This window comes from Streptomyces sp. NBC_01006, from assembly GCF_045162725.1.
Lineage (GTDB): Bacteria > Actinomycetota > Actinomycetes > Streptomycetales > Streptomycetaceae > Streptomyces.
This window is the reverse complement of sequence record NZ_CP108700.1, coordinates 7334401-7361139: the sequence shown is the minus strand read 5'-3', so window position 1 is coordinate 7361139 and position 26739 is coordinate 7334401. Positions and strand designations below refer to the sequence as shown.

Below are 26739 nucleotides of genomic sequence, written 5' to 3'. Positions count from 1 at the left end.
CACCGATGAGTCCCGTTCTCGCTGGTGTGCTCCAGCTCCTCGCACTGATCGCCGCGCTCGCGCTGGCCTACCGCCCCCTGGGCGACTACATGGCCCGCGTCTACTCCTCCGAGAAGCACTACAAGCCGGAGAAGTGGATCTACAAGGCCATCGGCGCCAACCCCTCGGCCGAGATGCGCTGGCCCGCGTACCTGCGCGGCGTCCTGGCCTTCTCCGCGGTCAGCGTCCTCTTCCTCTACGCCCTGCAGCGGGCCCAGGGCATCCTGCCCGGCTCGCTCGGCTTCTCCGCGATCGACCCCGACCAGGCCTTCAACACCGCCGCCTCCTTCGTGTCGAACACCAACTGGCAGTCGTACTACGGCGAGCAGGCCATGGGCCACGTCGTGCAGACCGGCGGCCTCGCGGTGCAGAACTTCGTCTCGGCCGCGGTCGGCATGGCCGTCGCCGTGGCCCTCGTACGGGGCTTCGCCCGCTCCCGCACCGGTGAGCTCGGCAACTTCTGGTCCGACCTCGTCCGCGGTGTCTTCCGCATCCTGCTGCCCATCTCCGTGATCGGCGCGCTGGTCCTGGTCGCCTGCGGTGTCATCCAGAACTTCGCCGGGATCCACGAGGTCGGCCAGTTCCTGGGCGGCTCTCAGCAGTGGAACGGCGGGGCGGTGGCCTCGCAGGAGGTCATCAAGGAGCTCGGGACGAACGGCGGCGGTTACTTCAACGCCAACTCCTCGCACCCGTTCGAGAACCCCACCCCGTTCTCGAACCTCTTCGAGATCTTCCTCATCCTGGTCATCCCGTTCGCGCTGACCCGTACCTTCGGCCGCATGGTCGGAAGCCTGCGCCAGGGCTACGCGATCCTTGCGACCATGGCCACCATCTGGCTCGGCTTCGTCGTGCTGATGATGTGGACCGAATTCGCCCACCACGGCCCGGCCTTCGACATCGCCGGCGGGGCGATGGAGGGCAAGGAGACCCGCTTCGGCATCGGCGCCTCCGCCATCTTCTCCGTCTCCACCACGCTGACCTCGACCGGCGCGGTCAACTCCTTCCACTCCTCCTTCACCGGGCTCGGCGGCGGCATCCAGCTGCTGGGCATGCAGCTCGGCGAGATCGCGCCCGGCGGCGTCGGCTCCGGCCTCTACGGCATGCTGATCATGGCGATCATCGCCGTGTTCATCGCCGGCCTGATGGTCGGCCGCACCCCCGAATACCTGGGCAAGAAGATCAGCACCCGCGAGATCAAGCTCGCCGCCTGCTACATCCTCATCACCCCCGCTCTGGTCCTCTGCTTCACCGCCGCCGCCATGGCCCTGCCCACCCCGCCCCACTCCATGCTGAACTCCGGCGCGCACGGCTTCTCCGAGGTCCTCTACGCCTACACCTCCGGCGCCAACAACAACGGCTCCGCGTTCGCGGGCCTGAACGCCGACACACAGTGGTTCAACAGCACCATCGGCATCGCCATGCTGCTGGGCCGCTTCCTGCCCATGGTCTTCGTCCTCGCACTGGCCGGCTCGCTCGCCGAGCAGAAGCCCGTCCCCGAGACGGCAGGCACCCTCCGTACCGACAAGCCGCTCTACACCGGCCTGCTCGTCGGCACGATCATCATCATCACCGGTCTGACCTACTTCCCCGCCCTCGCGCTGGGTCCGCTCGCCGAAGGGCTCGCATCATGAGCACCGCCACCCCCACCCGTGCTCCGCACGAAGACCTGCCCACCGGACACAAGCCCCCGGCCGGCCGGGTTGGCGGCGGCCTCTTCGACCCCAAGCAGCTGCTGAAGTCCTTCCCGGACGCGGTGCGCAAGCTCGACCCGCGCATCATGATCAAGTCTCCGGTCATGTTCGTGGTCCTGATCGGCTCGGTCGTCACGACCGTCCTGGCCATCAAGGACCCGACGGACTGGTTCGGCTGGGCGATCACCGCCTGGCTGTGGCTGACCACGATCTTCGCCAACCTCGCCGAAGCGGTGGCCGAGGGCCGCGGCAAGGCCCAGGCCGACACCCTGCGCAAGGCCAAGACCGACTCCGTCGCCCGCCGTCTGACCAAGGACGGCAAGGGCGAGGAGTCCGTGCCGGGCAACGATCTCAAGATCGGCGACCTGGTGGTCTGCGAGGCGGGCGACATCATCCCCGGCGACGGTGACGTCGTCGAGGGCGTCGCCTCCGTCGACGAGTCCGCCATCACCGGCGAGTCCGCCCCGGTCATCCGTGAGTCCGGCGGCGACCGCTCCGCGGTCACCGGCGGCACGAAGGTGCTCTCCGACCGGATCGTCATCAAGATCACGACGAAGCCCGGTGAGACCTTCATCGACCGGATGATCGCCCTGGTCGAGGGCGCTGCGCGGCAGAAGACGCCCAACGAGATCGCGCTCAACATCCTTCTCGCCTCTCTGACCATCGTCTTCCTGCTGGCCGTCGTCACCCTCCAGCCCTTCGCGATCTACGCGGGCGCCGAACAGTCCATGATCGTGCTGACCGCGCTGCTCGTCTGCCTGATCCCCACCACTATTGGCGCGCTGCTGTCCGCGATCGGTATCGCGGGCATGGACCGCCTCGTCCAGCGAAACGTCCTCGCGATGAGCGGTCGCGCGGTCGAAGCGGCCGGTGACGTCTCCACGCTGCTGCTCGACAAGACCGGCACCATCACCCTGGGCAACCGCCAGGCATCGGAGTTCGTCCCGGTCAAGGGCACCACCGAGGCCGAGGTCGCCGACGCCGCCCAGCTGTCCTCGCTGGCAGACGAGACCCCCGAAGGCCGCTCCATCGTGGTCCTCGCGAAGGAGAAGTACGGACTGCGCGAACGCCACCAAGGCGAGCTCGCGCACGCCGAGTGGATCCCCTTCACCGCCCAGACCCGCATGTCCGGCGTCGACGTGGACGGGCGCAAGGTCCGCAAGGGCGCGACCGGTTCGGTCGTGGCATGGGTGAAGGAGCAGGGCGGCAGTGTCTCCGAGGACGCGCAGACGCTCACCGACGCCATCTCGCAGGCGGGCGGCACGCCGCTGCTCGTCGCCGTCCAGGATGACAAGGGCGCCCGTGTCCTGGGTGTCATCCACCTCAAGGACGTCGTGAAGGAAGGCATGCGGGAGCGGTTCGACGAGCTGCGCCGCATGGGCATCAAGACGATCATGATCACCGGCGACAACCCGCTGACCGCCAAGGCGATTGCCGAAGAGGCGGGCGTGGACGACTTCCTCGCGGAAGCGACGCCCGAGGACAAGATGGCTCTCATCAAGCGGGAGCAGGCCGGCGGCAAGCTGGTCGCGATGACCGGCGACGGCACCAACGACGCCCCGGCACTCGCCCAGGCCGACGTGGGTGTCGCGATGAACACCGGTACCTCGGCCGCCAAGGAGGCCGGGAACATGGTGGACCTGGACTCCAACCCGACGAAGCTCATCGAGATCGTGGAAATCGGCAAGCAGTTGCTGATCACGCGAGGTGCGCTGACGACCTTCTCCATCGCCAACGATGTCGCGAAGTACTTCGCGATCATCCCCGCGATGTTCGCGGTGGTCTATCCCGGCCTGGACAAGCTCAACATCATGGGCCTGGCCTCGCCCGAGTCGGCGATCCTCTCCGCCGTCATCTTCAACGCGCTGATCATCATCGCGCTGGTGCCGCTCGCCCTCAAGGGTGTCCAGTACAAGCCGACCAGCGCCGACAAGATGCTCCGCCGCAACATCGGGCTCTACGGGCTCGGCGGCCTGATCGCCCCCTTCATCGGCATCAAGATCATCGACCTCCTCATCTCCCTCATCCCCGGAATCGGCTGATCTGCGATGAACAATTCCGTATCCAGCACCGTCCGCCTGATCGGCGCGGGCCTCCGAGCCCTTCTCGTGCTGACGGTGATCTGCGGGGTCATCTACCCGCTGGCCGTCACCGGGATCGCCCAGGCCCTGTTCAACGACAAGGCCAACGGCTCCGAGATCAAGGACAAGAGCGGCCAGGTCGTCGGCTCCTCCCTCATCGGCCAGACCTACAACCTGCCCAAGAAGGACCCGAACGACCCCGACGAGGCGGCCAAGCCGGACCTCAAGTGGTTCCAGCCGCGCCCCTCCAACGGTCTTGGCTCCAACAGCGTCAACACCCAGTACTCGCTGATCCTCTCCGGCGCCACCAACCGCTCCGGTGACAACGGCGCGGTCAACGGGGTCTGTACCAAGGCCGCCGAGGAAGGCACCCTCTGCGCCCAGGTCGTCGCCGCCAAGGAAGCCGTCATCACCGACAACTCCACGGCCTCCTACCAGGTCAAGCCCCAGGACGTGCCGGCCGACGCCGTCACCTCCTCTGCCTCCGGCCTCGACCCGAACATCTCCCCCGAGTACGCCAAACTCCAGATCCACCGGGTCGCCGAGCAGAACAAGCTCGACGTCCAGCAGGTCGAAAAGCTCGTCGCCGACCACACCAGTGGCCGCATCCTCGGCTTCATGGGCGAACCCCGCGTCAACGTCCTCGAACTCAACATCGCCCTCAAGGCGCTGTCCAAGAGCTGATGCCCGACATCGCACGACCTGAGAGCCGGCGGGCCGCGAGTTCGCGACCCGCCGGCTTCTTACCGTGCCCGCAACAAACGAAAGGCTGCACACCCATGACCCGGGTGCTGGTGGTGGAGGACGACCCACAGCTCGTCCGCGCGCTCAAGATCAACCTCCAGGCGCGCAAGTTCGACGTCGATGAGGCCTCCACAGGCCGATCGGCCCTCAGACTCGCCGCCGCCCGAAAGCCTGACGTGATCATCCTTGATCTCGGTCTGCCGGACATGGACGGAATCGAGGTGATCAAAGGCGTCCGCGACTGGAGTCGGGTCCCGATCGTCGTCCTTTCGGCACGCCACACCTCGGAGGACAAGATCCGGGCCCTGGACGCCGGCGCCGACGACTACGTGACGAAACCGTTCAGCATGGACGAGCTCCTGGCCCGCCTCCGAGCAGCCAGTCGCAGGCAGGAAACTCCGGCGCCCCAGGCCGACGACGCGGTGGTCACGACCGACGAATTCACCGTCGATCTGGTCGCGAAGAAGGTGCGGCGCGGTGACCGCACGATCCGGCTGACGCCGACCGAGTGGCACCTGCTGGAAATCCTCATCACCCACCCGGGCCGGCTGATCACCCAGCGCGAGCTCCTGCTGACCGTCTGGGGCCCGGCTTCCGGGGAGAACACCAACTACCTGCGTGTATACATGGCGCAGCTACGGCGCAAACTGGAAGCGGATCCCTCCCACCCCCGATATCTGATCACCGAACCCGGCATGGGTTACCGCTTCGAACCATAACGGGGTTTCCCTGACCGGCGAACGGTCAGGGAAATTCCGCATTGCACGCCCGTCAGCACACACACGAGAAGTCGGCATCATGGGACGCGGAAAGCTTCGGATCTACCTCGGCTCGGCACCAGGTGTCGGCAAAACCTACGCCATGCTCTCCGAGGGCCATCGGCGGCTGGAACGGGGCACGGACGTCGTCGTCGGCTTCGTCGAGCACCACCACCGCCCGCGCACCGAGGTCATGTTGCACGGCCTTGAGCTCATCGAGCGGCGCGAACTCGACTACCGCGACACCATCTTCACCGAGATGGATGTGGACGCGATCCTCGCGCGCCGTCCCGCCGTCGCGCTCGTGGACGAGCTCGCCCACACCAACATCCCCGGCTCACGCAACACCAAGCGCTGGCAGGACGTGGAGGAACTCCTTCAGGCCGGCATCGACGTCGTCTCCACCGTCAACATCCAGCACCTGGAATCCCTCGGCGATGTCGTCGAGACGATCACCGGCATCCGGCAGCGCGAGACCGTCCCCGACGAAGTCGTACGGCGGGCCGACCAGATCGAGCTCGTCGACATGTCCCCGCAGGCCCTGCGCCGGCGCATGGCCCACGGCAACATCTACAAGTCCGACAAGGTCGACGCGGCCCTGTCCAACTACTTCCGCCCCGGCAACCTCACAGCCCTGCGCGAACTCGCGCTGCTGTGGGTCGCCGACCGCGTCGACGAATACCTCCAGGAATACCGCGGAGAGCACAACATCCGCTCCACCTGGCAAGCCCGCGAACGCATCGTCGTCGGCCTCACCGGCGGACCCGAGGGACGGCAGCTCATCCGCCGCGCCGCCCGCCTCGCCGAGAAAGGCTCCGGCGGCGAGGTCCTCGCCGTCTACATCGCCGCCAGCGACGGGCTCACCGCCGCCTCCCCCAAGGAACTCGCCGTCCAGCGAACCCTGGTCGAGGACCTCGGCGGCACCTTCCACCACGTCATCGGGGACAACGTCCCCGACGCACTGCTCGAATTCGCCCGCGGGTGCAACGCCACCCAGATCGTCCTCGGCGTCAGCCGAAGACGCTCCTGGCAGTACGTCTTCGGGCCCGGCGTCAGCGCCACCGTCGCCCGCGAGTCCGGTCCCGACCTCGACGTCCACATCGTCACCCACGACGAGGCCGCCAAGGGCCGGGGCCTCCCGGTCGCCCGCGGCGCACGGCTCGGGCGCTCCCGCATCATCTGGGGCTGGCTGGCCGGAATCGCCGGCCCCATGCTGCTCACCATCCTGCTGAGCCAGGTCGTCCCAGACCTCGGGCTCGCCAACGACATGCTGCTCTTCCTCACCTTCACGGTGGCGGCGGCCATGCTCGGCGGACTTCTCCCCGCTCTTGCCTCGGCGGCCCTCGGGTCCCTGCTGCTGAACTACTACTTCACCCCGCCACTGCACCTGTGGACGATCGCAGATCCCAAGAACATCGTCGCCATCGCGATCTTCGTCGGCGTGGCGGTCGCGGTGGCATCCGTCGTGGACCTGGCCGCCCGCCGCACTCACCAGGCGGCCCGGCTGCGCGCCGAGTCCGAGATCCTCTCCTTCCTCGCCGGCAGCATCCTGCGCGGCGAGAACTCCCTCGACGCGCTCCTCGAACGCCTCCGCGAGACCTTCGCCATGCAGTCGGTCGTCCTCCTGGAACGCACCAGCGAAGTCGACCCATGGACCACCACGGCCGCGGTAGGCGCCGGCCCCGCCGCACGCCCCGAGGACGCGGACGTCGACATGCCCATCGGTGAGAACATGGCCCTTGCCCTCACCGGCCGGGTCCTGCCCGCCGAGGACCGCCGCGTCCTCGGCGCCTTCGCCGCCCAGGCAGCCGTCGTACTCGACCGCCAGCGCCTCGTCGTCGAGGCCGAGAAGTCCCGTGAACTCGCGGAGGGCAACCGCATCCGCACCGCCCTCCTGGCCGCAGTCAGCCACGACCTGCGCACTCCGCTCGCCGGCATCAAAGCCTCCGTCACCTCCCTGCGCTCCGACGACGTCGAATGGTCCGACGAGGACAAGGCCGAACTCCTCGAAGGCATTGAGAACGGCGCCGACCGACTCGCCGCCCTCATCGGCAATCTCCTGGACATGTCCCGCCTCCAGACCGGCACCGTCACCCCTCAGATCCGCGAAACGGATCTCGACGAGGTCGTCCCCATGGCATTGGGCGGGGTCCCCGAGGACAGCGTCCAACTCGACATCCCCGAATCCCTCCCCATGGTCGCCGTCGACCGCGGCCTACTGGAACGGGCCGTCGCCAACATCGTCGAGAACGCGGTCAAGTACAGCCCCGAAGACGCCCCGGTGCTGGTCGCCGCCAGTGCCCTGGCAGACCGGGTCGAACTGAGGGTCGTCGACCGCGGACCCGGTATTCCGGACACGGCGAAGGGCCGAATCTTCGAACCCTTCCAGCGGTACGGCGACGCGCCCGCCGGCGCCGGAGTCGGCCTGGGCCTTGCCGTCGCCCGCGGTTTCACGGAGGCCCTCGGCGGCACGCTGGCCGCCGAGGACACCCCGGGCGGCGGCCTGACGATGGTCCTCACGCTCCCCATCTCCGGGCAGACTCCTCCGATCACACCGGACCTTTCCGGCGCGGCGGTCACGTAAGAGGACGGGCCGCAGGATCCCGATGAAGCCAGAGGCCGCCCGGTCACAGCAATCCCCTTGAGCTGTGACCGGGCGACCTCTGTGTGGCACGACGGGCTCCCGGCGCGTGGTCACCCGGGCCCGCCCCCCACGGTCGGCCCCGGCGTCCTTCCGGCGGTAGTCAGGTCACCCGCCGTCCGGCTGCACCAATGGACCGTCATCCGGCGCCGTCGCCTGACCAGTTTGCGCGATGCCCACAGTCTGAGCTGCGCTTCTTGACGCCGCCTTGCCGTACGGAACGCCTTTTGCGGAGAAGCCGTCACGGTCGTGCTGCCGTCACGGCGCGACGGTCACAGCGCCGACGTCGTCGCCCTGCACCGCGATCCCCGGTCGAGCTCCTCGTCGCCGCTGGCGGCGAGACGAGCCGTGATGCTATCCGGTGACCGCCCCTCTCCTCCCACTTTTGTACATCATCGCTAAACGAATTTGTTTGCCTAGAGCAAAGGTTAGCGTGGCCGTGTCCAAAAGTTCCGGGCGCCACAATGCCGGTGGCGGCACTGGTGAACCGTCGCGCACCTCAGGAGGCATGATGAAATCTCATGCACGCAGCACCCGACCCCCGTCCCGTCGTCGCCGTGGCCGCCTGATAGCCGCGGCAGTCGCTTTCGTCGCGGTCACCGCCACTGCAACTGCATGGCTCTCACTCAAGAACAGCTCGGCCGACGAGTCGGTTTCCGCCAACCTCCCGACGACAGGCTCCAGTCTGGCAGTGCCTCAGGCCGCCAGCACCGACGCAGTCACCGCGTTGGACAAAACCTTCCTCACCAAAGTCCGACAGGCCGGACTGTGGGAGATACCGGCGGGCCGCCTCGCCCAGACAAACGCATCGAGCGAAGCGATCAAACGGGCCGGCCTGCATTTGCTCGATGGACACAGCAAGCTCGACCAACTGGTTCGCGAGGACTCCGAGGCGCTCCACGTGCCCATCCCCGACCAGGCGACAGCCGAGCAGCAAGCTTGGGTTGACCAGTTGAGGAACGCCCGAGGCAGCGCCTTCGACCAACTCTTCGTGGACCTGCTCCGGGCTTCCCACGGCAAGGTGTTCATTACCATCGGCGAGGTCCGCGCATCCACCAAGAACTCCTTGGTGAGACGGCTTGCGACCCAAGCCAACACCACCGTCCAGGACCACATGGATGTGCTGGAGGACACCGGCCTCGTCACTGACGCCACCTTGGACGACGTCGCCTCCACCATTCCCAAGTAACGACCACCTCCCGCGCCGAGAGGCCTCTCGAACTTCCCTTCGCGCCTCCGAGCGACGTGCGGGTGCATCAGCTATCGATCAATACTCCCAAGTCGACGGGGTCGGCCTCAAACCCGCCGCGTACGTGGCAGCATCCACGGGCAGCAGTGCACACGTGAGTAGTCATCTCCGCTCCAGGTCCAGTGAGAGGCACCAGCCCTCCGCGTCGCACAGGGACAGGGATCGCTGCGGAGTCTGGAGCGCCCGCGCGTAGGAGCCGCTGCTCCTACGACCGCGAGCTCGGCCGGCGCTTGGAGGAATTCCTCGATCAGGCCGTGACCGCATCGGCGAACTGCGCCGGTGGATCAGCGAGCACCCCGACGCGGACCTCTCCGCCGACGCACTCGCCCGGCGCGTCGGTCTCAGCACACGCCACTTCTCCCGGCTCTTCACGCAGCGCGCCGGCACCCTCCACCGGGCCTTCCAGCGCCATCTGGGAACCACTCCGGCCGAGTACCGCCGTCGCTTCCGCTGACGCCCCGGATTCCCCATCCCCACCACCGCGCGGCGGTTGCACCGGCATGCCCCGGGCGCAGTCCTCCCCTTCCCGAAAGGCCGACATGTCACGCACGAAGATCATCCCGATACCGGTGCTCGGCAAGCACGCGGTCAACGCCTATCTGCTGCTCGGTCGACGGCCTGTCCTCGTCGACGCCGGAACACCCGGCAGCGGCCAGAGCATCCGGGAGCGGATCGCCGGCCATGGTCTGGACCCCTCCGACCTTGCACTGATCGTCATCACCCATGGACACATCGACCACTTCGGCTCCGCGGCGGAGCTGCACCGCCTGACCGGCGCGCCGATCGCCGGCCACGTCGCCGACCTCGAACCGTTCCGTACCGGGCGGGCCCACATGCCCTACCTGCCGACCGGTCCTATGGGCCGCGTGATGAACCGGAACGGGAAGCTGCATGTCCCAGTCGATCCCTTCGAACCGAGACCCTGATCACCGGTGACCTGGCCGACTTCGGGCTCGACGCCCGCATCATGCCCACCCCGGGTCACACCGCGGGCTCCGTCTCCGTCCTCACCGACGACGGAGACCTCGTGGCGGGCGACCTCGTGGGCAAACCCTTCATGAGCCTCATCCCGGGCAAACCGGCGAACCCGCCCTTCCACGACAACCCCCTGCACAACCTGGCCAGCCTGCGCGCCATGCTCGCCCTGAACCCCGCGAAGCTCCACGTCGGCCACGGCGTCCCGCTCGACCCGGAGCGCGTACGGCGCTGGACGGAACGGGAGCAACGACGCCTGTCCGGCCGGGCAGCTCGTGGCCGCCTCCAAAGCCGCGCCATGAGGTGACATGGACGGTTCGCGTACGGTGCGCTTCTCGTCGTCATGAAGTGCGGGACCGGCCATTCCGCAGTGACTGCCGTTTTTTGCAAGAGCGGAACCCCTGACACGAGTCATGATCACGCCGCCACCCGCTCGTGGTGGTCAACACGTCTGTGACCAGGGGGAATCAGCCATGCCCGCGCACACCCGCCGCAGCAGAGCCCGCACCACCATCCGGCACCGCGCACTGGCCGCCGCCGTCGTCCTCGCGGCGACGGGATCCGTCCTCGCCGCCGCCCCTCAGCCCGCCCATGCCGCGATCCCGGCCCAGTCGATCTCCGACCCGGTCCACTACTGGAACGACGTCCTCCAGAACGTCTTCCGCCGGGTCGGCGGCGGCCCCGTCCCCATGGCACGGGCCGCGGCGATGATGAACGCCGCCATCTACGACGCCGAGTCCTCCTACCAGCTCAAGTGGAAGGGGAAGATGACCTCGGAGCCCTACATCCACGCCGAGAACTACGCCGGCTGGCTGGAGGGGCCCGACGAGGAGGAGCGGGTCATCGGGCGCACCGCCTACAACATCCTGCTCAACCTGTACGGCAACAAGCAGACGCAGTACTCCGACCAGACCTCCTACCTCGACGCCCGGTTCCGGGAGCGCTTCGGAACCGAGCCCACCGCCGGCGACTTCGTCGACGTCTCCGTCGTCGGCACGATGGTCAAGCAGATGACCGACGCCCGTAACGGCGACGGCTCCGCCAACCCCCAGGTCTACACGGCCGACAACAAGCCAGGGGCCTGGCGTGCGACCAGCTACCCCGACGTGGTCGACTCCTCGTGCGACGAGGACAGCGAGGCGGTGAACCCGTTCTGGGGGCAGGTCAAGCCGTTCGCGCTGACCTCCGGCTCTCAGTTCCGCCCGACCACCCTGACCCAGTACGGCACCTACGAGAACCTCCTCGCGAGCGACGAGTACAAGCGCCAGGTCGACGCCGTACGCACGGCCGGTGCCGACAGGCCGACGGCCGCCACCCCCATGATCAACCGGACCCCGGACCAACTGGCCGCCGCCTGGTTCTGGGCCAACGACAACAACGACACCTACAAGCCCCCGGGCCAGATGCTCCAGGCCACCCGCGAGGTGTCCAAAGCCCGCGGCCTCGGCGTCTACGCCAACGCCCGCCTATTCGCGCTCGTCTCCCTCGCACTCGCCGACACCGGCATCGCCGTCCGAGACGCGAAGTTCGCCACCCCCATCGACCTGTGGCGTCCGACGTCCGCCATCCGCGAGGGCGGGCTGGACCCGCAGTGGAAACCGCTTCTGAAGAACAACGACGGCGTGAACGTCAACCCGTGCTTCCCCGCATACGTCTCCGGCCACGCCTCCTTCGGCGCCGCCTGGGCCGGAGTCATGAAGCGGTACTTCGGCAGCGACGACATCTCCTTCGACCTCACCACCGACGAACCCCGCGCAACGATCAAGACCCGCCTCTTCACCAGCTTCAGCGCCGCCGCCAAGGTGGACGCCGACAGCCGCATCTGGCTCGGCGTCCACTTCCCGTGGGACGCCACCGACGGCCTCGCCCTCGGCGACAAGGTCGCGAACCAGGTCTTCACCACCAAACTCCGCGCCCTGTGACGTGAACGGTGGGGCGGAGGTTCTGTACCCCCGCCCCACCGTATGGGAGCCTGGGGCCAACACCTGTTCCTCCCTGCCAGGAGACGCGCCATGCCCCGACTCTCCCCCACCGGGCCGGCGGTGTCGCCTCTGGGTGCGTTCGGCGCGATCCTGACCGCAGCGGGGACGTTCCTGTACTTGCACCCCGGTCCCGGCCTGCTGCCGCTCGCCCTGGGCGCACTCGTCCTGGCGGTCTCGGTCTCGGTCTGGCTCTTCTCCCGGCAGCACTGACCTCCTCGGGCCCTCTGGGGACGTAAGAGGTCTTTTTCGCCCGTTGTTTCATCCTGGGATGAAACAACGGGCGCAGACCCAGGAATGGCTCTCGTGCTACTCGCTGCGGCCGCCATCGAGAGCACGATCAGCGAGTTCGTCAACGGCCACGGCATGCGCCAGTGCCGCTACCGCGGCGACGAGAAGGCCCACGTCCAGCACGCTCACAACATGCGGCCGGCCGGATCTCCGCCAGGGTCGTCGGCCAACCCCATCGTGACCTTCACCCGCTTGCCCACCGGCTCGCGCCGTAACTCGAAACTGCGGCACACCGCCATCGCGATCTCCAGACCATGCTGCCCCGGCCGGCTCGGATCAGTCGGGCAGGCCGCGGGCAGCGTCGGGTCGGTATCCCAGACGCTGACCTCCACGACACCGTCGCCGATCTCCAGCTCCAGCAGACACGGCCCGGGCACATATTTATAGGCATTGGTCACCAACTCGCTGACGACCAGCTCCACCATGCCCATCACACGGTCCGAGACCGGAAGCCCGTGAACGGCCTGCACCTCGGTCATGTATCTGCGGGCGGCACGCCTGGCGCCAGCGATCGGTTCACTGCCGTCCAAGGCCATGGCCGACAGGATCGGGCGGCTGACCAGCGACTCATTTTCGTCTTGGGGCACCACAGAGTCACACCGTCACCCTCGTCCTGGGCAAGCCACACGGCTGCTGCCAGCCGGATACCCCCAAAACGGCGCCATATACGAGGCAGGCCATCGGTTCAGCACCGGCCTCGCAGAAGGCCCACGCACCACCGCCCCGATACCGCCCCCCCCATTTCAATGGTTCGGCATCCGGGCGGTGGCGCGTTCCCCCGTGCCCTGATCCTGCCGCGTCCCGCGCCCAGCACACACTGCCGGTGACCGGCAGTCTTTACGCGCTCCTGATGCCGATGACGGAAGCACTCGCGGAACGTGACACCCTGGTGCCCGCGTCAAGGAAGCGTCATGGGCGCGTCAGACTGGGGGAAGAGCGTGACGGACCGAACGGCAGCACCGGATCATCTGACGGGCTACGCCGACATCGTCGCGGCCGCCTGCACCACCGGGCGGCGACTCAACCGTGACGAGCTGGACTCCCGTCGCGCGGAAGGGGAGCGTGCCGCGGAGGCCGGCCTCCCGCTGCGCGGCCTGATACGCAACCACTTGGCGGCGGCGCAGACAGTACAGCCCGTTCCCTCGTCGCCCGGTGGACTGCTTGCGGTGGTGGAACAGGCCGTGGACGCCTTCGTCGAGGGCTACGAGCGCGCCCAGCAGCAGGCCATCCGCCAAGAAGAGGCCGCGCGCCGCGAGTTCGTCGACGACCTCCTGTACGGACGGAGTGATCTCGGCCGCCTCGCGGAACGGGCCGAGCGCTTCGGCCTTCGTCTTTCTCAGGCCCATGCGGTGGCCGTAGCTGCCGGCCCCGAGCCGTACGGCGACGGATTCCGGGTGGCCCGGGGCATCGAGGCGGCGGTCCTGGCCCGCTTCCCGGGCCGACGGATCCTGCTGGCCACCAAGGAGGGCCGGCTGATCTGCGTGGCCCCCGGGGACCAGCCCGACGTACTGGCCTTCTTCGCCAAGCAGGCGTACGCGGCCACCGACGGCGGCAAGGTCGCCATCGGCCGCTCCCACCCCGGCGCCGGAGGAGTCGTCCACTCCTACGAGGAAGCCCTCGGCGCCCTCGACCTCGCCGAGCGGATGGGCTTCGACGGGCCCGTACTGCACGCCGTCGACCTGCTCGTCTACCCCGTCCTGACCCGCGACCGGCAAGCCATGGCCGACCTGGTGGAGACCACGCTCGGTCCGCTGCGAACGGCGCGGGGCGGCGCCCAACCCCTCATCGATACGCTCACCACCTACTTCGACAGCGGATGCGTGGCCACCGAGGCCGCGCGCCGCCTGTCGCTGAGCGTGCGGGCGCTGACCTACCGGCTGGAGCGCATCCGGAGTCTCACCGGGGCCGATCCCGCCGATCCGACCAACCGCTATGCCCTCCAGACCGCGGTCATCGGCGCCCGCCTGCTCGGCTGGCCCACAGACGCGGGCTGAGCTGCGACGTAGCGCAGCCAGCGTGGAGGGCGGATACGGCGACGGATACGGCGATCACTGCGAGTGCGTACCCGTCCGGTTCCCTGCCGGTGTCCGGCATTCACAACGTGGCGCGTCGCCATCTAGTCTGGGCGGGTATCCAGAGAGGCGCCAGTGAACGGAAACCCGGCGTACCAAGCCCTCGCACTGGTCGCCTCGACCCTGCTCCTGCTCCCGCTTCCGGTGGCGATCTTCGCCGGCTGGGTCCCTCCCCGTCTCGGCGACCGCTCGACCGCTCTGCCGTATGCGTGGGCAGCACTCTTCCTGTACGCCCTGGTGCCACTCAACGCGCTCCCCCGCATGATGGACGCGTCGGCAACGGTCGTGATGTGGTGCACCGGAGGCGGGCCGCTGTTCAGCCTCGCGGCCGTAGCCTGTCTCATGTGGTCGTACAGGTGTGCATGCACGGCGCGCCACGTCTTCCCGGACCGAAAGCTGATCGCCCATGCCCGATGCGAGCGTCCTCGCCTGGTTCCGCAGGAACGTCACCGAGTTCCGCATGGCTGTCGCAGCTGTCGGTATCGGTTTCGTGTTCACCGTGACCGCCGTCGTCCTGTACGCCCTCCCGGCTCGCGGCTTCCCGGAGCTGGCGATCGGCTTGTCCTTCCTCACGACCGGCCTGGTCATGCCGGGCTCGGGCTCGCTGAAGCACTGAGCTCTCAGCCCCAATGGCGGGGCGGCACCTCGTCCAGACGCACGAAGGGGATCCTGCGTCCGGCTTCCCGGAAGGGGTCCGTTCCGTCCGTCTGGGTGTCCAGGCCGAGGTAGCGGCAGAGGGCGCGTGCGGCCCGCGGGTGCCGGGAGGCGTATGCGGCCATCACCTCAGCACCTTCCTCCGCGGTGAGGAAGTGGGCATTGACGGGGCAGAACGTCTGCCCGACCTGGATGGTGACCTTGGGGATGTGGCGCAGGTTCCGGTACCACTGTGCGGCGGTCCCGAACCCCGAGGCCACCGTCCAGCTTCCCCGGAGCGGATCATGGGCCACCACTTCCAGGCACACCTCGCGGGTCTGACCGGACAGCCGTCCCGTGTGCTGGAGGAGGAGCATCCTTTTGCCGAAGACCGGGCCGAGGCCGATCCGGTACAAGGTGATCGGGAGCCGGGCGACGACGCGCCGCCAGCCGGTGGGTGGCCCGGGGCGGGCGCGACGTCGCGCCGTCACCGCCCGCTCCCCGGGTTCCGCGTCAACCAGAGCAGCACGGTGGAGGGGTATCGGTGGCATAGCCGGGTGGTTCGCCGGGCAAACTTTTGCATAGTCTAAACGTGGCACGTGACGGAGCACGGTTCAACAGCCCCGCCTGTGTCGATCGAAATGGACGGATGGCCGCGTTCGCCGCGCCGACGAGGAGCCGGGAGTACGACGTGGATCTCCATCGTTCCGGGAGCGTCGGTGAAACCCGCACTGCTCGCGCTCCCCTTCGTGGTGATGGCACTCGTCGCGGCAGCCGACGTCACCGCAGGACCGGGCGTCGGCCTGCTGCCCCTCGTCTCGCTGGGCCCGCCTTCGCCGGCCTGGCGGGCAGTTGGCGCCGGACGGCCGCCCTGGGGGCTGCGGCGATGGCCCTGTGCTGCGCGCTCGGGCTCTACGACGGTCTGTTCCAGAACCGCCGCGGTTACACCGCCCTGGCCGCGGTGGCGGGGGTGACCGTTGCCGGAGTCGCCGCCGCGGTGGTGCGCACACGCCAGGAACGGGAGCTGGCAAGCGTCCGTACGATCGCGGAGGCGGCACAGCGGGTCTTGCTGAGACCGGTGCCGCGCAGCGCCGGGCACCTGCGCGCCGCGGTCTCCTACACCTCGGCCGTCGCCGAGGCACGGATCGGCGGGGACCTCTACGAGGTCGTGCCGGTGCCCGGAGGCGTGCGGGTGATCATCGGGGATGTCCAGGGCAAGGGTCTGGAGGCAGTCGAGGCGGCCGCCACCGTGCTCGGTGCTTTCCGGGAGGCCGCACATGACGAACCCCCGGCTGAGCGGCGTCGGCGCCAGAGTGGAGCGTGCCGTCCAGCGCTCCCTGGAGGGCGAGGGGGATGGCGAGAAGTTCGTCACGGCCTTGCTGGCCGAGATCACGGAGGTGGGTGACGTCGTGTTCCTCAACTATGGTCACGCGCCCGCCATGCTCGTCCGGCCGGGGCGCCCCCCAGTCTTTCCGGAGCCCCCGCAGCCTGCTCCCCCACTCGGGCTGGCGTGGACCGACTCCGACTCGCCCGAACCTTACAGCGTCGATTTCGGCCCCGGAGACCAACTGCTCCTGTACACCGACGGCGTCTCGGAGGCCAGGAATTCCCTAGGCGTTTTCTACCCCCTGGGCGAGCGGAGTGGCCTGCTGTCGGACTCCGACCCGCAGCTCGCGCTCGATGCGCTGCGCGAGGATGTGGTGGCGTACGTCGGTGGACCCCTGCACGACGACGCGGCCATGCTGCTGCTGCGCCGCCGGCTGAACGACCCGACGCGCCGGGTGAGCGTTTCACCGGTGCCGGTCTGAGGGTCCGCGCCCGATCCGGCGTCGGCGGGCCTCCCCGAGCAACGCGGTCACCGCGATGAAGGCCAGGACGATCAGGACGAGCGCGAGCCAGAACCATCCGTGCACGAACACTCACCTCCTGATTGCCGCATCCCCCTCCACGCGGCTCGAAGCGCCTCCCTTCATCTCTCGGCTTGCCGGCGTCCAGCCATTCCAAACCTCGGCAGGACGACCGTCTCGAACCGGCCGAGACACCCGTGACCGGGCCCTGGACCAACCTGTTAACGTCGGTGCCCCACCTGGTTCTTGGTCGCTCGGCCGGGTCGGTGAGCGGTTCCGGGAACATGGGAGGCGAACGGCTGTGGGAACGGCTCTTCTGTGCGCCGCCGTCGCGGTTGCCGCGCTGGCGCTCCGCGGCGCCGTCACCGACCTCAGGAGCGGCGGCCGCAGGCGTTCACAGGCGCCACGACTCGCGCTCCGTCCCACGACCACGGCCGTGGCCGTCACCGCCATAATGCTCGCCCTCCTGGGCCGGCTGGCGGGCTTGGGGCTGTGGTCCGTGTGGATCCTGCTCGGCTTCGCCGTGACGGCAGGTCTGGCCGGGGGAATGATCCGCCGCCGTTGACGCAGCAGGCAGCACCCCGGCGCAGGAGCCGCCTACTCGCCGCTCCGGCGCTGCACAGGTTCGCTCCATCCCAGGGGAAAGAGCGAGCCATCCCCGTCGCGTACGGTGGGCTCCCCGCCGGCGGCGTTGAACGCGGTGAGCGCGTCGACCAGAGCGGCCCGCTGGCCGGGATCGATGCGCGCGGCGATGGCCGCGATCTCGCCCCTCCGCCGGGCCGTGACCTCTTCCACGAGCCGCAGCCCCGCCGGCGTCACCGTCAGTATCGTCTCGCGGCGGTTCTCCGGGTTGGGCCGCCTGTCGGCCAGTCCAACCGCGATCAGGCGGTCGACCATGCGCATCGCCGTCGAGGGGTTGACCCCCAGGGCTTCGGCGAGCACCACCAGCTTCGCCGCGCCCCGGGTGGCCAGCACCACCAGCATCCGGAACTGCGCGAGCGTGACCTTGTCCTCGGCCGCCGCGAGCGAGCGGGCGGAGACTGCCACGAGGAGCCGGGAGGCCGTCAGGAGGGCGCGGGTCACGTCGTCGACGTCGGCCGCGTCATCCACACGTGGTGGGGACGCATCGGCGTGCGGTAGTTCGGTCATACCTCTTTCTACCGCTTGGGCTCTCCCCCGTGCCCACCCGGCCCCGCCGCGCTCGGCGGATCGGGGTGGAGGGCCAGCAGGGCGCTCTGATGGGTGAGCCACCCGACCAGGTGCCCGTCTTCGGGGTCGAGGACCGGAAGACCCGTCCCCGGAGAAGAGACGAGGAGGTGGAGGGCGGTCCCCAGGCTCATGTCCGATGTGAGGGGGTGGGGTCGCTCCGCCAGGTCCGCGGCGGTCTTCGGTGCGCCCTTCGCGTCGTCGGGGGCTTCGGCGAGCAGCTCGGCAACGGCCCGTGCCGTCAAGGTCCCGCGGAATCCGCCTTCGGAATCCACCACTGGAAGGACCCCGTGCGGTGACCGGGACAGGAACTCTGCCGCGTCGGCGAGGCCACACGCCGCCAGGAGCGGTTCCGGGGCCTTCTCCATCACCTCTTCGAGCCGCTGGCCGCCGAGCGGCGCGCCCGGGGCGGGGGCGTCCAGGTCGATACCCCGACGCCGGAGCTTGAGGGTGTAGATCGTGTCGCGCGACAGCAGCTTGCTGGTCAGCGTCGCGAGGACGATGGCGAGCATCAGCGGCAGGATGATCGAGTACTCACCCGTGAGCTCGAAGAGGATCACCACGGCCGTGATGGGGGCGCGGGAAGCGCCCGCGAACACGGCCCCCATCCCCACCAGCGCGTAGGCCCCGGCGTTCCCCACGGTCCCCGGGACCAGCTGCTGCAGACCCTCGCCGTAGGCCGCACCCAGCATGGCCCCCATGAACAAGCTGGGCGCGAAGACCCCACCCGAGCCGCCGATGCCGATCGTCAGGCTGGTGGCGAGGATCTTGCCGGCGAGGAGGAGCAGGAGGAAGACCGCGGTGTACTCGCCCTCCGCCGCGTTCTCCAGTACGGGATACCCGACGCCGTACATTTCCGGGAGTGCCAGCAGCAGCACGCCCAGTAGCACCCCGCCGACTGCCGGACGCAGCCATTCCGGCCCGCGCCAGGCCCAGCCGCAGGCGTCCTCGATGGCGTACAGGATCCGGGTGAACCCCACGCCGACCGCGCCCGCCACGACTCCGAGGGCGGCGAACAGCCCGTACTGCGCCAAGTGCTCGACGTGGAAGGACGGCAGGCTGAGGAAGGCCACGTCCCCGAAGGCCGCCCGTCCGATGATGCTCGCCGAGACGCTGGACAGGACCAGCGCGCCGAACGCCTCGATGGCGAAGTCCCGCAGGATCAGCTCCATGGCGAAGAAGACGCCGGCCAGCGGGGCGTTGAAGGTCGCCGCGATACCCCCTGCGGCTCCGCAGGCGACCAAGAGCTTCATCCGCCCCTCGCCCACCCTGACCAGACGCCCGAGCGTGGAGCCGAGGGCCGAGCCGATCTGGACGATGGGTCCCTCGCGGCCGACCGACCCGCCTGAACCGATGGTCAGCGCGGAGGCCAGGGCCTTGACCACGGAGACGTTGGGATTGATCCGTCCGCCGCGCCGGGCGACCGCGAGCATGACCTCGGGCACCCCGTGCCCCCGGGCCTCCTTGGCGAACCGGTCGACCAGAGGCCCGTACAGGAGCCCGCCGACGATTGGGGTGAGCAGGACGAAATAGGGGCCGAGCCACGGCAGGTACGGGTTCGCCGCGTGCCCTGCGCCCGCATAGTCCTCCTGGCCGGTGAACAGCCATGTGAACGACTTGATCAGCCAGCGGAAGACGATGGAGCCCAGACCTGCCCCCACACCCACCAGAACCGCCAGCACGGCGAGGCCCCACTGCGCCTCGCGCGCCGCGGCGAAACCGGGCCGCCCGACTCCTCCGGGAGCCGGGCCTTGAGGGGAGGGGCCGTCACCCTCGTGTTCCGCTGCGCTGCTCGTCAGCATCCGTCGTCCGATCATTTTTGCATTATGCAAATGATGTCAAGCACGCCGCACTCGAGCTCAACATCCGGACAGAGCAGGCCGCCCGTAACCATCCAGTCGGCGGCGAAACCCCCAGGTCGCCGACAAACACATAACGTTCAAGTGGAAAATGTGGCACAGAGCAAAGACGTTATACTGTCGTTATAAAACCGAGGGTCGGGTGGAAATATACGCATTTCTCGTGAGGATACGACCTCGCGGCGCACCCTCCGAACTCCCCGAAGGGTGCGCCCTGATATCATAATCCAGACATCTGCCGTAACCCCCTAGGCCCATGCGATTTACGCCATCCCTGGGTAACTTCGGCCCGCATGACTGCTCATGCAGAACTGGCCCGTTACAGAAAGCACCTCCCGACCGCTCCGACCTCCTCGACGATGCGCATCGACCGCCCCCGCCCCGGGGACGGCCCACTGCTCTGGCGCCTCGCGCGCGATTCCAGGACGCTCGACCTCAACTCGGCGTACAGCTATCTCCTCTGGTGCCGTGACTTCGCCGGCACGTCCGCCGTGGCCCGTGACCCCGCCGGGCGAGCCGTCGGGTTCGTCAGCGGGTACCTCCGGCCCGAGGCTCCCGGAACACTGCTCGTCTGGCAGATCGCCGTCGACGAATCCATCCGCGGCCTGGGAGTCGCGGGGGCGCTGCTCGACGGCCTCTCCTCCCGCGTGGCGGCGGAACACGGACTGGACCACCTGGAAGCCACCGTCTCGCCCGGGAACCGCGCGTCGGAGCGGCTGTTCGCCTCGTACGCCGAACGGCACGGTGCCACGCTCACGCGCGAACTGCTCTTCAGGTCGGACGAGTTCCCCGAGAGCGGGCACGACGCCGAGGTCCTCCACCGCATCGGGCCGCTCCACTTCTGACACCGCTCCCCGCCACAGAGTGCGCCGGGGCCGATGTCGCCGGCCGCCGGCCGCCAAAAGAACACCGAACACTCACTGGAGAGTCGCCTTGACCATGACCGAGCCGGTCCTGTCCGTCTTCGAGACCGTGGAGTCCGAGGTGCGCAGCTACTGCCGTGCCTGGCCCGTCGTCTTCGAGCGCGCCTCGGGAAGCCGGTTGTACGACGAACACGGCCGCAGCTACCTGGACTTCTTCGCAGGTGCCGGATCCCTGAACTACGGCCACAACAACCCCGTCCTCAAGCGGGCCCTCCTCGACTACCTCGAACGGGACGGAATCACCCACGCCCTGGACATGTCGACGACCGCCAAGCGAACCTTCCTGGAGACCTTCCGGTCCACCGTCCTGGCCCCGCGTGCCCTCCCCTACAAGGTCATGTTCCCGGGGCCCACCGGCACCGACGCCGTCGAGGCCGCTCTGAAGCTGGCCCGCAAGGCCAAGGGCCGCGAGGCCGTCGTGTCCTTCACCAACGCCTTCCACGGCATGTCGCTCGGCTCTCTCGCCGTCACGGGCAACGCCTTCAAACGGGCCGGCGCCGGTATCCCCCTGGTCCACAGCACTCCCATGCCCTTCGACCACTACCTCGGCGGCCGGACCCCCGATTTCCTCTGGTTCGAGCGCCTGCTGGAGGACCAGGGCTCCGGCCTCAACCACCCGGCGGCGGTCATCGTCGAGACGATCCAGGGCGAGGGCGGCATCAACGTGGCCCGGGCGGAATGGCTCCGCGCCCTCGCGGAGCTGTGCCGGCGCCGCGACATGCTCCTGATCGTCGACGACGTCCAGATGGGCTGCGGCCGGACCGGCGACTTCTTCTCCTTCGAGGAGGCGGGCATCACGCCCGACATCGTCACGCTGTCCAAGTCGATCAGCGGGTACGGACTGCCCATGGCGCTGTGCCTGTTCAAGCCCGAGCTCGACCTGTGGGAGCCCGGCGAGCACAACGGCACCTTCCGCGGCAACAACCCGGCCTTCGTCACCGCGACCGCGGCCCTGGAGACGTACTGGGGCGACGGAGTCCTGCGCGAGCGGACCCTCGTCCAAGGCGGCCGCGTCGAAAGCGCGCTGCGCGAGTTGTGTGCCGAACACGGTCGGCTGGGGGCGGCCTACCGCGGTCGCGGAATGGTGTGGGGCATCGAGTTCACCCACAAGGAACGCGCCGCGGCGGTGTGCCGCAGGGCCTTCGAGCACGGTCTCCTCATCGAGACCTCGGGCCCCGAGGGCGAGGTGGTGAAGCTGCTCCCGCCCCTCACCATCGCCACCGACGAACTCGACGAGGGCCTCGACATCTTGGCCCGCTCCGTCCACGAAACCGCCTGACCAGCACCCCCGAACAGACCACGAAGGGCACCACCATGATCGTCCGCTCGTTCCGGGACATCGAGGGAACCGACCGCCACGTCAGGGCGGCATCCGGCACCTGGGAGAGCAAGCGCATCGTCCTGGCCAAGGAACGCGTCGGCTTCTCGCTGCACGAGACCGTCCTGTACGCCGGGACCGAGACGTCCATGTGGTACGCGAACCACGTGGAGGCCGTGGTCTGCACGGAGGGCGAGGCCGAACTCACGGACGAGGAGACGGGCCTGACCTACACGATCACACCGGGAACCATGTACCTCCTCGACGGTCACGAGCGGCACACCCTGCGCGTCAAGCACGAATTCCGCTGCCTGTGCGTCTTCAACCCGCCCGTGACCGGCCGGGAGGACCACGACGAGAACGGCGTGTACCCGCTGCTCACCGAATCCGACGACAGCTGAGAGCGAAGAGAAGAGAGGAGAGGCAGGCACCAGCATGACCAACGCATCCACCCGCACCGTCACCGACCTGTATCCGACCCGAGGCGCCGAGGAGGTGCTCATCGGCCGCAAGGACCCCGTCGTGTGGTCCGAGCCCGGCACTCCCGGCCCGATGTGGGCCCACGAGCTGGAGAGCTACGAGCGCGACGGCTTCCTGCCCGTCGACCAGCTCATCACGCCCGACGAAGTGGACCTCTACCGGGCCGAGATGGACCGGCTGCTCCGCGACCCCTCGACGCTCGCCGATGACAGGTCGATCGTGGAGCCGAAGTCCCGCGAGGTCCGCTCCGTCTTCGAGGTGCACCGGATCAGCGAGGTGTTCGCGGCCCTCGCTGCCGATCCGCGCATCGTGGGGCGCGCGCGGCAGATCCTGGGCTCCGAGGTGTACGTGCACCAGTCCCGGATCAACGTGAAGCCCGGTTTCGGCGCCAGCGGCTTCTACTGGCACTCCGACTTCGAGACCTGGCACGCCGAGGACGGCCTCCCGAACATGCGCACCGTGTCGGTGTCCATCGCCCTGACACCGAACCACTCGACCAACGGCGGGCTGATGATCATGCCCGGCTCCCACCGGAGCTTCCTGGGCTGCGCCGGGGCGACGCCGAGGGACAACTACAAGAAGTCCCTCCAGATGCAGGACGCCGGCACCCCGTCGGACGAGGCGCTGACCAAGTTCGCCTCGGCCTGCGGAATCAAGCTCTTCACCGGCAAGGCCGGATCCGCCACCTGGTTCGACTGCAACGCGATGCACGGGTCCGGTGACAACATCACGCCCTACCCGCGCAGCAACGTCTTCCTGGTGTTCAACAGCGTCGAGAACCGGCCCGTCAAGCCCTTCGCGGCCCCGGTGCGCCGCCCCGCGTACATCGCTTCGCAGGACTTCACCCCCGTGGGCTGACCGATCCGACCAGATCCGGCCGGCCCCGCTCCCGCTCGACCGGCCACCGAAAGGAACGAGATGCCCCAGCGCAAGGCCCTGTCCCGAAGAGGGTTCTTCTCCCGAACGACGCTGCTCGGGGGCGCCGTCCTGGCTCCGGGTCTGGTCGCCGCGTGCAGCCGCACCCAGGTCGGCACCGGAGCTCCCTCCGACGACGGGAAGCTGCTGGACAAGCTCCACGCACAGGGGTACGTCCGCATCGGATTCGCGGGCGAGGCCCCGTACGGCTTCAAGGACGGCAACCGGCTGGCCGGCGAGGCCCCCACCCTGCACCGGGAGATCTTCTCCGCCCTGGGGGTCGCCGAAATGCGCCCCACACTCACCGACTTCGGCGCGCTGATCCCCGGACTGCTGGCCGACCGTTTCGACGTCGTCAGCGCCGGCATGGCGATCACCCCGGAACGCTGCGCCAAAGTCGCTTTCTCCGAGCCCGAGTTCGTCTCCCCGACAGCCCTGATGGTGCCCAAGGGCAACCCCAAGGGCCTGAGCGACCTGAAGTCGGTGGCTTCCACCGGGGTCACCGTGGGGGTGCTGACCGCCGCCGTCGAGGCGACCTACGCCAAGGGAGCCGGTGTCGGCGGATCCTCGGTCAAGTCCCTCGCGAAGCAGCAGGACGGGCTCGACGCGCTGGTGGCCGGGCGGATCGACGCCTTCGCGCTGACGGGCATCTCGCTGCGCTGGCTCGCCAAGACCAACGCGGAAGCACCGGTCGAGGTCCTGGAGCCGTTCGTGCCGGAACTGAACGGCACACCCCAGTACAGCCCCGGCGGTGCGGTCTTCCGGCCCGGCTCCACGGCACTGCGCGACGCGTTCAACGGCGAGCTGGCGAAGATCACCGGCGATCCGGACCGCTACGTCGCTCTGATCGGCCAGTACGGGTTCACCGCGCGAGAGGTACCGCCACCCACCCTGCGCACCATCGACCTCTGCGCCGTCTGACGAGCACCACACATGACCGGTTTCTTCGACGAATTCGTCCACGCCCTGCCCAGTGTCGGCGAAGGCGTGGCGGTCACCCTCCTCGCCACCACGCTCAGCGCCGCCGTGGCGCTGAGCGTGGCCTTCGCCTTCGGACTCCTGACGCGCTCGACCCGGCTGCTCGTGCGGGGGCCGTCCCGGTTCACCGTCGAGTTCTTCCGCGGCACGTCCCTGTACGTACAGCTGTTCTGGCTGTTCTTCGCCCTGCCCGTGCTCGGCTTCCGTCTGGAGCCCATGGCCTGCGCCGTCGTCGCCTTCGGGCTGAACTTCGGCGCCTACGGATCCGAAGTGGTCCGCGGCGCGCTGGAAGCCGTCCCCCGGACCCAGTGGGAGGCTGCCGTGGCCCTCGGGATGAGCCCGCGGCAACGCATGATCAGGGTCGTGATGCCCCAGGCCTGGGTGCAGATGATCCCGCCGTTCGGGAACCTGCTCATCCAGCTGCTCAAGGCCACTCCCCTGCTGTCCCTGATCACCATCGCCGACCTCACCTTCGAGATGGACCAGCTGAGGTCCCTCACGGGCAGCACCGCCCAGGCCTACCTCGCCGTCCTGGTGATCTACTACACCATCGCCGCCGTACTCAACTCGTTCATGAAGGCGGCCGAATCAGCGGCGAAGACCCGGCTCGGCCAAGATCCGGGGGGTTCCTGATGTGGTCCTGGGAAACAGCCCGCGAGGGTCTGCCGGTGGTCCTGAGCGGCTTCGGGATCACACTGCTCGCGACCGTCCTCGGCTCGGCCGTCGCGATGCTGCTGGGCCTCGTGATCGCCGTGGCACTGCGCACGCCGACGCGCTGGGTCACTCTGCCCCTGCGGTTCCTGACCGACTTCGTCCGGTCCACTCCGCTGATGATCCAGCTGTTCGCCGCCTGGGTCCTCGTCCCCGGGCTGAACGCGCTGACCCTGGGCATCGCCGTGCTCGGCATCCACTACGCGACGTACACCTGCGAGGTGTACCGCGCGGGGATCGACGCCGTGCCCCGGGGCCAGTGGGAGGCCTGCACCGCGCTGTCGTTCCCCCGGCGACGGGTGTGGCGGGCCGTGGTTCTCCCGCAGGCGGTGCGCAACGTCCTCCCCGCCCTGGGCAACTACGTGATCTCCATTTTCAAGGAGACGCCGTTCCTTTCGGTGATCGCCGTCCAGGAGATGGTCCACCGGGCGAACGAGTACGGCAGCGTGCACTTCGCCTATCTCGAGGCCTTCACCCTGGCCGCCACGGTCTTCCTTCTGGCCAGCTATCCCACCTCCGTGCTGATGAGACGACTGGAGAAGCGCCTTGCCCGGTGAAACACAAGCCTCGGACGTGGACATGGTCCGCTTCGCGGGCGTCATCAAGCGGTTCGGCGTCCAGACCGTCCTGGACGGGCTCGACCTACGGGTCGCCCGGGGCGAGAAGGTCACCCTGATCGGGCCCAGCGGCTCGGGCAAGACCACCATCCTGCGCCTGCTGATGACCCTGGAACGGGTCACAGAAGGCACCATCCACGTGAACGGGAAACCCTTCTCCCACATGCCCGCGGGCGCGGGTGGCTCCCTGGTCCCCGCCGACGAGAAGTACCTCGCCGGGCCGCGACGCCGGATCGGCATGGTCTTCCAGCAGTTCAACCTCTTCCCGCACATGAAGGTGCTGGAGAACGTGATGGAAGCGCCTGTCCACGTCCTCGGCCTGAACCGGGAGGAGGCGGCCGAGCGGGCGCGGGAACTCCTTGATCTGGTCGGGCTCTACGACAAGCGCGGCGCGCACCCGACCCGGCTCTCCGGAGGCCAGCAGCAGCGGGTCGCCATCGCCCGCGCCCTGGCCATGCGGCCGGACGTCCTGCTCCTCGACGAGGTCACGTCGGCGCTGGACCCGGAACTGGTCGCGGGCGTCCTCGACGTCCTGCGGGACATCGCGCGGACCACCGACATCACCATGCTGTGCGTGACCCACGAGATGGGCTTCGCCCGGGACGTCTCCGACCGGGTCCTCATGTTCGACCACGGCCGCGTCCTGGAAGCCGGCCCTCCGGAGCAGCTCTTCGAAGCACCGGCACACGCGCGGACCCGGGCATTCCTGGGAGCGGTGCGGTGAACCGGGCT

General features: G+C 68.7%; 26 protein-coding genes and 2 pseudogenes. 23 read left to right on the top strand and 5 right to left on the bottom strand.

The genetic code is table 11. The features are described from left to right. The first annotated feature begins 5 nt into the window (after window positions 1-5). From kdpA to OG509_RS33465, 11 genes and pseudogenes are all read left to right on the top strand, one after another. The gene (gene kdpA / locus OG509_RS33515) at window positions 6-1670 is read left to right on the top strand and encodes a potassium-transporting ATPase subunit KdpA (RefSeq protein WP_406186339.1); all 1665 of its coding nucleotides are present in this window, start codon (window positions 6-8) and stop codon (window positions 1668-1670) included. Further along, entirely contained in the window at window positions 1667-3772 is a 2106-nt protein-coding gene (gene kdpB / locus OG509_RS33510; protein ID WP_406186338.1) for a potassium-transporting ATPase subunit KdpB, read from the top strand. Before kdpA ends, kdpB begins: the two co-directional genes overlap by 4 nt. Before the next feature lie 6 nt (window positions 3773-3778). Then, window positions 3779-4495 (top strand): potassium-transporting ATPase subunit C, encoded by a 717-nt coding sequence (locus tag OG509_RS33505; RefSeq protein WP_406186337.1) that lies wholly within the window; start codon window positions 3779-3781, stop codon window positions 4493-4495. A 95-nt stretch (window positions 4496-4590) separates the two neighbouring features. After that, the gene (locus OG509_RS33500) at window positions 4591-5274 is read left to right on the top strand and encodes a response regulator (protein WP_363125035.1); all 684 of its coding nucleotides are present in this window, start codon (window positions 4591-4593) and stop codon (window positions 5272-5274) included. A gap of 79 nt (window positions 5275-5353) precedes the next feature. Further along, window positions 5354-7897 (top strand): ATP-binding protein, encoded by a 2544-nt coding sequence (locus tag OG509_RS33495; protein WP_406186336.1) that lies wholly within the window; start codon window positions 5354-5356, stop codon window positions 7895-7897. A gap of 496 nt (window positions 7898-8393) precedes the next feature. Then, entirely contained in the window at window positions 8394-9143 is a 750-nt protein-coding gene (locus tag OG509_RS33490) for a DUF4142 domain-containing protein (protein WP_406186335.1), read from the top strand. A gap of 313 nt (window positions 9144-9456) precedes the next feature. After that, window positions 9457-9657 (top strand): annotated as a pseudogene (locus OG509_RS33485) (AraC family transcriptional regulator); the annotation flags it as partial. Between the two features lie 115 nt (window positions 9658-9772). After that, on the top strand, window positions 9773-10129 hold the full coding sequence (locus OG509_RS33480; protein ID WP_406186334.1) for an MBL fold metallo-hydrolase: 357 nt from the start codon (window positions 9773-9775) through the stop codon (window positions 10127-10129). Next, a complete protein-coding gene (locus OG509_RS33475) occupies window positions 10126-10485 on the top strand; it encodes an MBL fold metallo-hydrolase (RefSeq protein ID WP_406187758.1) in 360 nt (119 codons plus the stop codon). The genes OG509_RS33480 and OG509_RS33475 overlap by 4 nt, the downstream gene beginning before the upstream one ends. Window positions 10486-10651: 166 nt before the next feature. Continuing rightward, the gene (locus OG509_RS33470; RefSeq protein ID WP_406186333.1) at window positions 10652-12100 is read left to right on the top strand and encodes a vanadium-dependent haloperoxidase; all 1449 of its coding nucleotides are present in this window, start codon (window positions 10652-10654) and stop codon (window positions 12098-12100) included. A 90-nt stretch (window positions 12101-12190) separates the two neighbouring features. Next, window positions 12191-12370 (top strand): hypothetical protein, encoded by a 180-nt coding sequence (locus OG509_RS33465; protein ID WP_406186332.1) that lies wholly within the window; start codon window positions 12191-12193, stop codon window positions 12368-12370. 203 nt (window positions 12371-12573) lie between these two features. Here the strand turns inward: OG509_RS33465 and OG509_RS33460 are convergent, their stop codons facing one another. Next, complete coding sequence (locus OG509_RS33460) at window positions 12574-12984, bottom strand: ATP-binding protein (RefSeq protein WP_406187756.1); 411 nt, start codon at window positions 12982-12984, stop codon at window positions 12574-12576. A 375-nt stretch (window positions 12985-13359) separates the two neighbouring features. Here OG509_RS33460 and OG509_RS33455 point away from each other — a divergent pair, with 375 nt between their 5' ends. Further along, window positions 13360-14442 (top strand): PucR family transcriptional regulator, encoded by a 1083-nt coding sequence (locus tag OG509_RS33455; protein WP_406186331.1) that lies wholly within the window; start codon window positions 13360-13362, stop codon window positions 14440-14442. Window positions 14443-14926: 484 nt separating this feature from the next. Continuing rightward, the gene (locus tag OG509_RS33450; RefSeq protein WP_406186330.1) at window positions 14927-15136 is read left to right on the top strand and encodes a hypothetical protein; all 210 of its coding nucleotides are present in this window, start codon (window positions 14927-14929) and stop codon (window positions 15134-15136) included. A gap of 4 nt (window positions 15137-15140) precedes the next feature. On the opposite strand, the gene OG509_RS33445 is transcribed toward OG509_RS33450, so the two are convergent. Next, window positions 15141-15644 carry a nitroreductase family deazaflavin-dependent oxidoreductase gene (locus OG509_RS33445; RefSeq protein WP_406186329.1) on the bottom strand — a complete coding sequence of 168 codons (504 nt, stop codon included), beginning with the start codon at window positions 15642-15644 and terminating at the stop codon, window positions 15141-15143. A 264-nt stretch (window positions 15645-15908) separates the two neighbouring features. Between OG509_RS33445 and OG509_RS33440 the strand changes: the two are divergent. After that, a pseudogene (locus OG509_RS33440) lies at window positions 15909-16961 on the top strand (PP2C family protein-serine/threonine phosphatase). On the opposite strand, the gene OG509_RS33435 reads toward OG509_RS33440, so the two are convergent. Beyond that, a complete protein-coding gene (locus OG509_RS33435; RefSeq protein WP_406186328.1) occupies window positions 16944-17066 on the bottom strand; it encodes a hypothetical protein in 123 nt (40 codons plus the stop codon). The pseudogene OG509_RS33440 and the gene OG509_RS33435 sit on opposite strands and share 18 nt — an antisense overlap. 235 nt (window positions 17067-17301) lie before the next feature. On the opposite strand from OG509_RS33435, the gene OG509_RS33430 reads away from it, so the two are divergent. Next, window positions 17302-17565 carry a hypothetical protein gene (locus OG509_RS33430; RefSeq protein WP_363127208.1) on the top strand — a complete coding sequence of 88 codons (264 nt, stop codon included), beginning with the start codon at window positions 17302-17304 and terminating at the stop codon, window positions 17563-17565. Between the two features lie 32 nt (window positions 17566-17597). Here the strand turns inward: OG509_RS33430 and OG509_RS33425 are convergent, their stop codons facing one another. Then, the gene (locus OG509_RS33425) at window positions 17598-18149 is read right to left on the bottom strand and encodes a MarR family winged helix-turn-helix transcriptional regulator (protein ID WP_406186327.1); all 552 of its coding nucleotides are present in this window, start codon (window positions 18147-18149) and stop codon (window positions 17598-17600) included. Between the two features lie 8 nt (window positions 18150-18157). Continuing rightward, on the bottom strand, window positions 18158-20023 hold the full coding sequence (locus tag OG509_RS33420; protein WP_406186326.1) for a chloride channel protein: 1866 nt from the start codon (window positions 20021-20023) through the stop codon (window positions 18158-18160). Window positions 20024-20424: 401 nt separating this feature from the next. Between OG509_RS33420 and ectA the strand changes: the two genes are divergently transcribed. From ectA to ehuA, 8 genes are all read left to right on the top strand, one after another. After that, complete coding sequence (ectA, locus tag OG509_RS33415) at window positions 20425-20910, top strand: diaminobutyrate acetyltransferase (RefSeq protein WP_406187754.1); 486 nt, start codon at window positions 20425-20427, stop codon at window positions 20908-20910. Window positions 20911-20998: 88 nt separating this feature from the next. Further along, window positions 20999-22267: a diaminobutyrate--2-oxoglutarate transaminase gene (gene ectB, locus OG509_RS33410; RefSeq protein WP_406186325.1), complete on the top strand. Its 1269-nt coding sequence runs from the start codon at window positions 20999-21001 to the stop codon at window positions 22265-22267. A 35-nt stretch (window positions 22268-22302) separates the two neighbouring features. Next, on the top strand, window positions 22303-22707 hold the full coding sequence (locus OG509_RS33405) for an ectoine synthase (RefSeq protein ID WP_123075405.1): 405 nt from the start codon (window positions 22303-22305) through the stop codon (window positions 22705-22707). 34 nt (window positions 22708-22741) lie between these two features. Continuing rightward, window positions 22742-23644 (top strand): ectoine hydroxylase, encoded by a 903-nt coding sequence (gene thpD, locus OG509_RS33400; protein WP_406186324.1) that lies wholly within the window; start codon window positions 22742-22744, stop codon window positions 23642-23644. Between the two features lie 60 nt (window positions 23645-23704). Continuing rightward, window positions 23705-24622, top strand: a complete 918-nt coding sequence (gene ehuB, locus OG509_RS33395; RefSeq protein ID WP_406186323.1) for an ectoine/hydroxyectoine ABC transporter substrate-binding protein EhuB — start codon at window positions 23705-23707, stop codon at window positions 24620-24622. 12 nt (window positions 24623-24634) lie between these two features. Then, window positions 24635-25312 carry an ectoine/hydroxyectoine ABC transporter permease subunit EhuC gene (gene ehuC / locus OG509_RS33390; RefSeq protein ID WP_406186322.1) on the top strand — a complete coding sequence of 226 codons (678 nt, stop codon included), beginning with the start codon at window positions 24635-24637 and terminating at the stop codon, window positions 25310-25312. Further along, a complete protein-coding gene (ehuD, locus tag OG509_RS33385; RefSeq protein ID WP_406186321.1) occupies window positions 25312-25947 on the top strand; it encodes an ectoine/hydroxyectoine ABC transporter permease subunit EhuD in 636 nt (211 codons plus the stop codon). The genes ehuC and ehuD overlap by 1 nt, the downstream gene beginning before the upstream one ends. 22 nt (window positions 25948-25969) lie before the next feature. Further along, window positions 25970-26731: an ectoine/hydroxyectoine ABC transporter ATP-binding protein EhuA gene (ehuA, locus tag OG509_RS33380; RefSeq protein ID WP_123075415.1), complete on the top strand. Its 762-nt coding sequence runs from the start codon at window positions 25970-25972 to the stop codon at window positions 26729-26731. Window positions 26732-26739: the final 8 nt, after the last annotated feature.